The sequence below is a fragment of the Pseudoalteromonas sp. OF7H-1 genome, from assembly GCF_022347825.1.
In the GTDB taxonomy this organism is placed as follows: Bacteria; Pseudomonadota; Gammaproteobacteria; order Enterobacterales; family Alteromonadaceae; genus Pseudoalteromonas; species Pseudoalteromonas maricaloris.
Map to the genome: position 1 here is coordinate 16203 of NZ_JAKRFX010000013.1, position 12386 is coordinate 28588.

Here is a 12386-nt window from a genome sequence, read left to right on the forward strand (position 1 = left end):
TCATGGAGTTAACATCTTTACTGAACGACCTTCACGCGCAGCAGTTGCGCGTGTGGGTGTCTGAGCAAAATACCTTGGCACTGGGATATGAGGGTAACGTAGCGCCAACTTTGCTCACGGCACTCAAAGCGCATAAAGCTGAACTATTGGCGCTACTAAGCGCCCACCAGATCTGCTCCGAAGCCGCCTTTTTAAGTTGGCCATTATTAAAACCAGTGCCGCTTTCCAATGCCCAAGCAAGGTTGCTGTATGTAGACAAACGTGCACCAAAGTCCTGTGCTTATCATATTCCAATGCTGGTTGAGCTGAATGATCCAGCGCAGCAACAAGACATAATCTCGGCACTAGCACAGCTGCTTGTCCATCACCCTATCCTAACGAGTGTGATTGAAACCGATGCTGAGCATTTTAACTGCCGAGCAACCTTACAACCTCTTGCGGTCGAGTATCACCGAGCAACCACTTTGGCTCATGTACAAACACTGGTAAGAGAGCACATCCACACGCCGTTTGATCTCCATACTCAAGCTCCCTTTAGAGTCTGTATTATTGAGCTTGAGCAAAGGCGTTTTATGCTTTTCCTTTGGCATCATATCGTCTTTGATGCTTGGTCAATGCGAGTCATGTTGCGCGATCTGGTTAGCTTGCTACGAGGAGAAAGCATTAAGCCATTAAGCTATTTTGACTTTGCCAAGTGGCAACAAAGGCAAGAACAAAGCGCTGCACACAGTTATTGGCAAACGCAACTTGCAGGCGCTCATGCCACACAAATTGCACCGCTGTTTGCTACACAAGCACAAGAAACCGAATCGCTCACGCACTATTTTGCACTTTCACCACAGCAAAGTCAGGCATTGCGTGCCCTAGCAAAATCATTAAATACCACAGTGTACAGCGTGTTGCTTGCCCATTACTGTTATATTTTGGCACTTCATAGCGGTGAAACAGACATCGTGATTGGTGCGCCATCGGATAATCGAGATCACCCGCAAACGCAAGAAATGATTGGCTTTTTTGTCAACACCTTAGTGCTTAGAGTGAAGCTAGATTATCGCCAAAGTTTCGCCAGCCTCGTGCAGCAAGTTCATGAGACCGTGCGCGCCGCAAAACAATACCAAAGTTATCCTTATGATCAACAAGTTGCCTGTTTGAGTGAGGGCAAACACTCACCTCAGCCAAGCCTGATGTTTAGTGTACAGAGATTTGCCAGCGAGCTTATGGACGAGTTTGCGTTACCTTTTTCAGCGGTTGATGTTTTTACTAACGAGTCTTTATATAACCCGATTAAATGTGATTTCCGTCTGGCATTTGATGATAGCAATACAAATTTGCAAGGACAGATAAGTCTTGATCCCAATAAGTTTGATGATGCGTTTGCACAGCAATTTGCCCACACCTATCAGCAAATATTGGTACAGCAGGTAGAGCACAGCGACGTCGCCCTTAAGCAATTATCAACGTCTCACCCAAGTACAAAGCCACCAGCGACCACCGTTAAGCAAACTTCAACCCTATCACTATATCAACAATTTTTGGCCTGCGCCTCAGCAACTCCAGATGCACCAGCATTACAAATCAACGATGAGGTCATTACTTACCAAACACTCGCTGCGCGTGTTCAGCACCTGGTTTTGCAACTCCAAGCACAGTTGATCCACGAGCAAAATCCTGTTGTCGCGCTGATGTTTGAGCGCAGTCCAGAGATGATAGTCGCCATATTAGCAACGCTTGGAGCGGGTGCTGGATATCTACCGCTAAACCCAGAGCAAGGCCAAGCACGTAGTGAGTTTATGTTGCAAGACAGTGGCGCTAACCTGCTACTTTGTCATCAAGCAACCTTGAATACGGCCATGTGTTTTAGCGCAATCACAGAGGTGCAAAACATTGACGAGTTAGCACAACAACCAGCTCCTGTTTTCAATTCAGATCAAGCACACTCACCGTGTCATTCATCACTTGCATATATTATTTATACTTCTGGAAGTACCGGCAAACCAAAAGGCGTTATGGTAGAGCAGCGGCAAGTTCAGGCTTTGGTTCAAAGCGCAACTGCGGCTTACAATTTTAACTCAAGTGAAAAAACACTGAGTCTGGCTCCGTACTTTTTCGACGCGTCCGTAGAGCCACTCTTTTTAACACTGCTCAATGGTGCTTGCTGGGTGATCATGAATGAGGCAAGTGCAAAGTCGCCAGCCGTGATACGTGACGCGCTCGTTAGCCAAAAGATCAGTCACTTAGTCTCAGTTCCGGCATTTTTAAGTGCCATCGGTACGCCGCCCGACCACCATGCCCTACGGCGTGTTATCACGGGTGGCGAGCCTTGTGACCGCAATCTCATGGAGGCATGGACGCCTCTTCTTCATATTGAATATGGCCCAACCGAAACCACGGTAACGGCAACAGCAAACCATCAGCCGCTACATTCACGCTATTTCAATAATATTGGCGCACCGCTGGCTCATGTTGATATTCAAATCGTTGATGCCAACCTCAAGGCGCTGCCACCCTTTTGTCAAGGAGAGATCCTGATTGGTGGCGCAAGTGTCGCACGAGGCTATGTTAACCTTGCAGAGCAGACGGCGTCGCGCTTTATTAACTGGCACGGAACACGTATGTATCGCACGGGCGATCAGGCGCGGTATCTGGCAAACGGCGAGATCCAATTTTTAGGACGTGCCGATGAGCAGGTAAAAATTCGTGGCTATCGCATCGAGCTACAAGAAATAGAACACTTACTTAACCTGCACCCGCAAATCAACCAAGCTTGCGTCAAAGTACAGCAAAACAACCATCTCATTGCTTATTTTACTGGCGACCAAACCCTCTCTCACACCGAGATTGTGAAGTGGCTACAACCACAATTGCCAGATTATATGCTGCCAAGTGCCACGTGTTGGCTCGAACAATTGCCTGTGCTCGCCTCTGGTAAAGTGGACAGCCGCAGCTTACCAAGCGTCGCACTAGTATCACAGACACCATATCGAGCACCACGCACGCCATTAGAGCAGCAGCTTTGTGATCTATGGCAGACGCAACTTGAGGTTGAGCTAGTAGGCATTGATGATGACTTTTTTGCCTTGGGCGGCCACTCTTTAAGTGCAATGACATTGGTCGCTAAAATGCACTCTAGCTGTAACGTTGACATCAGTTTGAGTCAATTTTTGCAAAGCAAAACGATAGCGCAACTGGTATCACAACAAGCTAGCAACACCAACGAGCCTTTACCGGTCGCATCAACATCACAATCACTTGATGAAATCATCGTGCCCGCGCAGCAGCAAGCGATGCTCACCAGCGAGCAATTAGCAACACAATCTGGCGCTTTTCATATCCCCCTACAGCTAAAATGCCAAAGTGGGCTACAACAGCAAGCGTTACAACACGCAATCTATCAGCTGGTTGAGCGTCATGCTATTTTGCGCACCCGCTATACTCAACAGCAACAAGGTCGCTGGGCATATAAAGATGAGCAAGGCATGCCAACATGCGAAACTCTAATAAACACGCCGCATAGTGAATTTATCGCTCAGACATTTGACCTTGAAAATGATGCGCCGCTGCGGCTCGGACTGTATCACCAAGATGATGAATTTGGCGTGTTACTGGTATTTCATCACATAGCCTTCGACGGCTGGTCTACACAAGTATTGTTGGATGAGCTGAACACGCTGCTATCGGGACACACGCTTGCCCCAACCTCACTGCAATTTCGCGACTATGCATATTGGCAATCAACACAACAATACGATGAAGCCGCAGCATTTTGGCAGCAACACTTGATTGATATTGATGTCACCCCATGGCCAACCGATAAGCCAAGACAGGCTTTGTTTGATCATCAAGGTGAAGCATTCCCCTTGACCCTCTCAGCAACACTAACAGCTGAGTTAAGGGAGCTAGCAAAATCACATCAGGTATCTATGTACAACTTACTACTGTGTGCTTTTCAGCTCGCATTATGTGCATGGGATAGTCGTGAAAGTATTGTCGTTGGCTCCCCCACCGATAACCGCGATTCGGCATTTAAAGATACGCTAGGTTACTTTGTTAATACCTTACCGATGCCGCTGCATGTCGACTTAAATAAGAGTTTTTCTGACTATCTAAGACAAAGCCAAACGCTGTTACTTGCGGCAAAATCTCACCAACAATTGCCACTAGAGTCAATTGCCGCGCAACTTGGGTTGATCCGAGAAGTGGGTGTATCGCCACTGTTCCAAGTGTTTTTTACCTTTGATCAGTTCTCACTACCAACAGCGCAATATCAACATTTTGAAGTCGCCAGCGACACCGCCCAGCAAAACCAATATCACCCGGCCAAGTTTGACTGGAATTTGGTGATTAAAGATATGCCAGACCAACTGATTGGTCAGCTTATTGTTGCTCGCAGTCGTTATCAGTCTTCCCGCTGCCAACAATTTGTGCACTTTTTCTGCCGTTATCTTGAAAATCTCTGTCAGTACAACGAGAAGCCTTTACTACAATGCCCTTTAGTTAGCACTGAGTATCTACAGCAAGTCATCTCAGAAACTCGATTATCACAACCAAATGACGCTTTTTTAGTGCAATTTGCGAAGACAGTAGCAGCGTATCCAGAACGCACTGCATTAAGCTTCGCCGAGCAAACCGTGAGTTACCGCGAGCTAGACTTGTTTTCTGATCATTTAGCAGCGCAATTGATTGCAACCAATGACGAAGGCTCGCCAGTCGCACTTTATTTTGATAAAGGTATAGAAGCCCCCATTGCAATGCTAGCGGCGCTAAAAGCGGGCATGCCCTTTGTCTCACTCTCAGCCAACCAACCCGTTGCTCGTCGCCAAGAGATTATGGCAAAAGCGCAGGCAAAACTGCTCCTTAGTCGCACACCACTCAGCTGGAATGCATTACCAACACTGACCCTTGATGTACAGACACTACAGCAAAGTGCTCAACTACGGCCATTCTCAGCCAACAATCATGCAACAGACAAACTGGCTTACCTCATTTTTACTTCGGGGACGACGGGAGAGCCAAAAGGGGCGATGCTGTCTTACCAGGGTCTTGCTAACCTCTGCACCGAGAAGCGCAACACCCATAAATTAGAGGGAAATACTCAGGTAGTCACTAGTCAATATGCTGAATATGTTTTTGATGCCTGTATTTGCGAGATATTCCCAGCCCTAGCTGCCGGCGCCAAACTGGAAATCATTCCAGAGCCAATACGCAAAGATCCACAACAGCTGTGTCGCTATCTCAAAGCTAAGCAGGTCAACGTCGCGTTTATTCCTACGGTATTTATCAATCAGTTTCCAAAGTGGATAGCGGATATTAACTTAACCGTATTGTATTCCGGTGGTTCTCGTTTAGACCCAGTCAGCCACAAGTTGGCAGAGCATCATTTCAATGAATATGGGTTAAGTGAAACAAGTGTTACCGCAACACTTAGTGAAGTGTACCCCAATACACCTATCACTATTGGTAAACCTATTCGTAACACTCGCTGCTATGTGTTGGACTCTTTTATGCGGATTTTACCGGACGGTGCGTTGGGTGAGCTATACATCGCCGGTGATTGCGTCGGTTTGGGCTATTGGCAATCACCAAAGCAAACGGCAAAACACTATATTGACTATCGCCTTCGCGGTGACAACAACCACTTTTCTGACGAAAAGCTCTACCGCAGCGGAGACTTAGTGCGTAAAAATCAGCAAGGTGAATTCGAGTTTGTTGCCAGAGCTGACAAACAGTGGGATTTACATGGTCACCGCGTCGAGCCAGGCGAAATCGAGTATAAACTCAAAGCGCATCCAGATGTTGAGCATGCCGTTGCACACTTACATTTAAGTGAAACAGGCAAAGTGCTGTTGGGTTATGTCGTACTTAACGCCAACACTAAGTGTGATGTAAACGACCTTCGCCAATGGTTGAATCAACAACTCCCAGGCTATATGCAGCTTGCTGCGATATCACAGATTGACGCACTTCCAATGACAGTAAATGGCAAACTTGATACCACACAGCTCATCATTCCAATGCTGCAAGATAGTATTACCTATATCGCGCCAGAGACGGAACTACAACAACAACTTGCCAATGCTTGGCAGCAAGTACTTAAAATCTCAGAGATTGGCCTACAACACGACTTTTTTGCTTTGGGTGGCTCATCCATACAGGCAGCACAAGTTACCGCCCTGTGTAGTCAAGCGCTCGGCAACGAAATTGCCGTTGCAACCTTACTGACTTACCCACAACTTGACGCATTTGCCACGCAAGTAGAACAACAGCTAAACGCGCTCGCCAGTAGCGAAGACTGCGAATTTGAAATGGAGTTATAACGCATGATCGAATCATTTATTTATGAACTAAAACAAAGTGGGATAAGCGTTTGGCAGCAAGAGGATAAATTAAAAATTGCTAGCAACGTGAATTTACAAGGCCAAGCAATTGTTGAGCAGTTAAAACAGAATAAGCCACAGTTGTTACGCTACCTCACAAGGCAAGGCATAGATAGCAAAGCTCGTTTTGATGAACTATCTATCTTGCCGTTGGAAACGCGATGCGCTCCGCTTACGCTTGGGCAGCAACAACTACTGTTTACGCAAGAAGTGAGCAACGCGGCAAGTACTTATCATATTCCATGCCTACTCAAAATCGCCAAGCACTGCGATATTGAAAAACTCACAGCAGCAATAGAACAACTGGTGATCCGCCACAGTGCGCTAGATATGGTTGTGGCCTATGATCACCAAGGAAAGACGATACAGCAGCCTGCCAATGAGGCGTTTGTCGTGACGCATCATGAGCTTGGTAATCTAAACTTGCATGAGCAGTGCGAGCATTTCTTTAACGAGCCGTTTAGCTTACAGCATTCTCGACCATTTCGTGCCTATGTCATCACCTCAAAGGAACAGCAACATGTGTTTTTTGTCTGGCATCATATCGCCTTTGACGGATGGTCTTTGGGGCTGTTTTTACAAGAATTAACGTCACTCTATGAGGGAGAGAATCGACCTCTGAGTCTACAATTTAGTGATTATGCTTATTACATGGCAACACCCGGCCAACGTGAACGACAAGCAACAAGTCAACGTTATTGGCAAACTCAATTGGCTGATTACGAACCATTAAAACTTGCGCAAACTCAATCACGCCCAGCCACCTTTGATCATCGCGGCGCGATACAGAGCATTGTACTAGATGAAAGTACGACGCTAAAGTTACAACAAACAGCGAAAACGCACCGCATTAGTATTAATACACTTGGGCTTGCGGCTTGGTATCACACCCTTGCGCTACTCAGTCATCAACGTCAATTTGTTGTTGGTATTCCGAGTGAGAACCGTCCAACAGCACTGCAGCAAAACATACTTGGATATTTTGTTAACTCATTGCCGGTTAAAGCGGATATCGATATGACGATGTTACTTGAGCGCTGGTTCACTCAAGTTAATCAAGTCGTTAATCAAGCCAAGCAACATCAAGCCTTACCGTTTGAGGCCATTAAGAATAGCTTAGACGTGCCGCTCGACACTAGCATGCACCCGATATTTCAAACGTTGTTTAGCAGTAGTCAGTTTGCCCCTGAGCAACATCATACCTTATGGCAAAGCGTTGACCTTGATCTTAGCCAGCAGTGCCAAGCGAAGTTTGATTTAACATTACACTTGAGTGCAGGGAAGACCACAGAGTTAGGGTTAACTTATGCCACGGCACTTTTTTCCAGCTCATACGCGCAGCAGATCCTCGAGTTATATCAAACGGTTTTACAGGCATATCTAACAGCTGAAAACGCCCAACAGCCTCTCTATAGCCTACCTTTATTGAGTAACACGGCGCAGCAAAAACAATATCAATTAAGTGGAATGCAACACGCCTATCCGAGCGTGGCAAGTATCACCGACCAGTTTGCTGAAATAGTAGCGCGCCATCCAGATAAAGCCGCGATCAGTAATCGCCATCAAACCATGAGCTACCAAGTGCTTGATAACCAAGCCAAGCAACTTGCTAATGCAATCTTGACAGTCTGCCCTGAACCCAAAGTCGTTGCACTCTACATGCGAAACGACATTGAATTTGTGATTGCCATGTTGGCGGTACTAAAAACCGGCGCGGCATACACAACGCTATCGCTCAAAGACCCAGTAGCGCGTCATCAATATCAACTGAGTGATAGTAATGCCGACGTAATAGTCACCTTGCGAGAACATAGCCAAACATTGGCAACACTCAACCACAACAATATCGCTGAAGTTTTCTGTGATACAAGTCTGACAGATACTGATATCACGGTGGATTTTGAGCCTATGTGCATCGCACCTAGCGAAGTCGCGACGATTATTTATACCTCAGGTACGACAGGAAACCCTAAAGGCACATTACTCTCTCACGCCGCAATTAGCTCTTTGGCACTCGATAATCATAGTTACCAGCATCAGCCCCAAGATAGCTTTATTCAACTCGCAAACCCAGCTTTTGATGCCACTCTATTTGAGATATGGAGTGCATTACTCAACGGTGCCGAGGTGCACTTGGGCTATCAGGACAGCCTTAATTCTGCAGCGCAGCTCAGTGCAACATTGCAGACGCTGAATATCACTTCGATGTTTCTAACCCGCTCACTGTTCGACACTTTGTTGCTGCAAGACGAGCATATTTTCGCTTCTCTGACTCATTTACTCGTGGGTGGTGAAGCATTAACAGAGTCGATGGTAAATAAATTGCTGGCGTCCACATCTTGTCCAAAACACTTTATCAATGTTTATGGTCCGACTGAGTGCACCACATTTACCACAGTGCAAACAATGTCTAAACAGCAGTCTGAGATAGCAATCGGCAAGCCAATCCCCGGGCGAGCGGTAGCGGTGGTCGGTCGTAATAACGAATTACTGCCACTTGGTTGCCCTGGCGAGTTAGTGGTTTGTGGGCATGGCGTGGCTGCACGTTACCTCAACAACCCAACACTCAACAGCGAAAAGTTTGTATCCCTAAATCTGTTTGGCTCTATGCAAAAGTACTATCGCACGGGCGACTTAGTGTATTGGAATGCACAACAGCAACTGTGTTATATCAACCGTGGCGATCAACAAGTCAAAGTGCGAGGCTTTAGAATTGAGTTGGCAGAGATTGAGCATCACCTTAATCAGCTGGCGGATGTAGATAGCTGTGCGGTTATTGCTAAAAAGCAGCAGACTCAAACCTTGCTACATGCTTATTTGGTCATCAAACCCGCGGCCAATCAAGCTGCGGTACTCAGCCACTGTAAAACTCAGCTTACCAAGTTACTTCCAAGTTATATGATGCCACATAGCTTCACTGTACTTTCGGCGTTACCGTTAACGCTCAACGGCAAACTCGACAAAACTAAGCTGCCAGAACCGGAGCTAAAGCAGCATCAACTCGTTGTGCCACAAACCAACACAGAGAAGGAAGTGCAAGCCATTTGGCTGGATGTTTTAGGCCAGAGTCCACTTTGTTGTGCGACGGCAGTGACTGAGCAAGGTGCCGACTCCATTAGTTTATTAAGCTTTTGTGGTGCTGCAAGCAAGCGTAATTGGCAGCTAACTCCACAACTTATCCTTGAACACCTATCAGTGCAGCAACTGGCAAGATTTATTGATAATCAGACCCGACTTGATTTTGCCACCATGAGTGAAGATCAAGCAATTGACGCTGCGCTTGCCCATGAGCATTTCGCTCCTTCACGTTTTTTCAATGCACCACAGAGTGAGTTTCTGCTTCACCTCATGCCCGCAGCAGCAACCGCTGATAGCTTTGCACCTCTGTGTGAAAAACTTGCGCCCGACCTGCGCATTCACGCATTAGAAAATATCAAACTGTTCACAGGCAAACATATCAGCTTGCATACTATGGTACGTTATTATGCTCAGCGTATTACAGAGGTATCGCCAACTGGCCCACTTTACTTGGGCGGCTTTTGTGAAGGTGCGGCATTGTCACTGGAAGTGGCGCGTTACTTGGCCGAAATGGGTAGAGAAATTGTCCATTGCTTTTTGATTGACCCCGTCTTACCAAGACTTACTTCAGCAGCGCGTCAGGCCGCCGAAGAAGAGTATATCCGTTCGCAAGACGATGACGCTAAACCTATCGCCCGAGCATTTTTAGACTTTACTCAATACTTTCAAACCGCGACGGCGTTTACCTTCCCTGTGAGCTTCTTTATCGCCGATCATGTCAGTGATGAGGCCATTCCACTTCCAGCACTGAGGTTGATCCATCAAGTGGAAGACATACCTGCGCTGTATAAGCGTACGTTTGCAAGTGACAGAAATGGTTTTGAAAATTTACTTGCCAATGCAGACTATATTACGCTTGAAAGTGCACACGATGAAATCATGACCGACGCTAAAGACTTATCCATCATCGCGTCACATATTAATGCGTTAATGCAGCAAACGAATAGCGCCGCAACCACTGTGGAGCAACGCGCATGACTCGTTCACAATTTGCTACACGATACGGCATCCACCTTGGATTAACTATGTTTGCCAGTATGCTGGTGCTCCCTATTTTTACGCCCTACATGCTGAACTTAGGCCTAGCATTGCAAGATGTGGCCTTGGCTATGGTGGTCATGGCTATCACTATCGTGGTGTTTGAAGTACCAAGTGGTATTGCGGCAGATTCCATTGGTCGCCGCAAAGTATTTTTAGCTTCTTTGGTGTTTGCCGCTGTATGCAACTTACTTTTATTGTTGAGTGAAGACTTTTGGCACGTCAGCTTAGCCATGGCATGTTGGGGATTAAGTCAGGCATCGTTAACTGGCACGCTCAACGCATGGTTTGTTGAAACTTATCAAAAGCTTGAAGGAGACGAACCACTGAATAAAGGGTTCGGTAAAGTGTATGGTATTGGCTATCTTATCGGCGCCAGCGCCGCTTTATTTGCCGCCCTCTTTTTGGCGTTTGCGACTAGCCCGACACAACAGCTCAACCACTTGTATCAAGCCTTAATCTTGGTTTCGATAGTGGTATTGTGTGTGGTATTTGCATGTACTTTTGTCGTGGTGAAAGAGTCAACGAGACCTCAGCAAGAGGTGGTTGAGAAAGGCCTGATTAGCCAAGCTAAGACCATGCTGGCGACTTGTAAGCAAAGTGGTATGCAAAGGCTGCTGTTAGTGATTGTTTTTGCAATTCCTGTTGCCAGCAGCATAGAGAAGTTTTGGCCTGCCCTAGCAGAGCGCTATAGTAGTGCACCAGTTGACTCTATTGCGTGGATATTCCCAGCAATGATGGCAGCTGGATTTGTATTAAATGGCGTCGCTGCTGCGATCAGCGCTCCGATCTGTTCTCTATTTGGTCAACGCTTAGGATATGTCATGGCGTTCGCTCATTTCGCCAAATTAGCCTTTGTACTGTTACTTGCTTGGGTTACGTCACTACCATTACTGATTGTAGCCCTGCTGTGCTTTTATCTTTGTATGGGACTAGCGCAACCGGCACAACTGCAACTACAACATCAACTGAGTAGCGATAACGTGCGAGCCAGTGTGGAGTCAATAATGTCACTGACCACTCGCTTTGGTGGCTTGCTCGGCTCTGCATTAACTGCTTTACTGTTGGGCTACGTCAGCCTCACTATCAGCTGGATAATATTAGGCGCAATTTCTCTCGTTGCTATCATGCTGTGCTGCTCAAGCACAATCAATCAACCGGAAGCTGAGCTCGTTGCTGCGCAGTCGTAACAGACTGCGCAGCGATGTACATAAAAGCGAGAATCTAATCTATCGCAACTTTGCCATGCCAAGGAGTATGGCTTTTCAGCTGTAGCGTAAGTTCATCGCCATGCGCTAGGCTCCCCACCCCTTTTGGTGTTCCTGTTAAGACAATATCTCCTGGCTGAAGCGTAAAGTAGCGAGCAATGTCCTTTAGCAACTCAGTGATTGGAAAAATCATTAAGCTAGAATCGCCATGCTGTTTAAGCTCTCCATTTTGCCAAAAACGATATTCAATACACTCAGCAAAGGTGTTTTCATCACATGGTACAAAAGGCGTCATTGGGCAACTATTATCATAGGCCTTTGCCCGCTCCCATGGGTGCCCTTGTGCTTTTAGCTCACTTTGCAAGTCTCGTAATGTCAAATCGAGTGCCAGCCCAATTCCAGCGATATGCTTGAGAGGCGCAGGGGTTTTTGCATCAATTTTGGTGCCTACTAATAGTGCAAGCTCGGCCTCATAATGATGTTCGCCAAGTGCGGCGTCCAACATCATTTTATTATTAAATGGTGCTAAGCTCGTTGCTGGTTTGATAAACAACAGCAGACTGCTTGGAATGGGATTATCTAGCTCTTTGGCATGCGCTACGTAGTTTCTACCAACACAAACGATTTTTCCCGCTGGTAGACTTATTTTATTGTTTTCATTATCAATATGTTGATACATTTCACCCTC

Annotated in this window: 4 protein-coding genes; 3 read left to right on the top strand and 1 reads right to left on the bottom strand. The window is 46.5% G+C overall.

Annotated elements, in window-relative coordinates; genetic code table 11:
- The first annotated feature begins 2 nt into the window (after positions 1-2).
- The 3 genes from MHN30_RS15860 to MHN30_RS15870 are packed head-to-tail and all read left to right on the top strand — an operon-like array spanning position 3 to position 11680.
- A complete protein-coding gene (locus MHN30_RS15860; RefSeq protein ID WP_239360326.1) occupies positions 3-6314 on the top strand; it encodes a non-ribosomal peptide synthetase in 6312 nt (2103 codons plus the stop codon).
- Positions 6315-6317: 3 nt separating this feature from the next.
- Entirely contained in the window at positions 6318-10430 is a 4113-nt protein-coding gene (locus MHN30_RS15865) for a non-ribosomal peptide synthetase (protein WP_130165089.1), read from the top strand.
- Entirely contained in the window at positions 10427-11680 is a 1254-nt protein-coding gene (locus MHN30_RS15870; RefSeq protein ID WP_130165090.1) for an MFS transporter, read from the top strand. Before MHN30_RS15865 ends, MHN30_RS15870 begins: the two co-directional genes overlap by 4 nt.
- A 34-nt stretch (positions 11681-11714) precedes the next feature.
- On the opposite strand, the gene MHN30_RS15875 is transcribed toward MHN30_RS15870, so the two are convergent.
- Positions 11715-12377, bottom strand: a complete 663-nt coding sequence (locus MHN30_RS15875; RefSeq protein ID WP_130165091.1) for a fumarylacetoacetate hydrolase family protein — start codon at positions 12375-12377, stop codon at positions 11715-11717.
- Between the last annotated feature and the right edge of the window lie 9 nt (positions 12378-12386).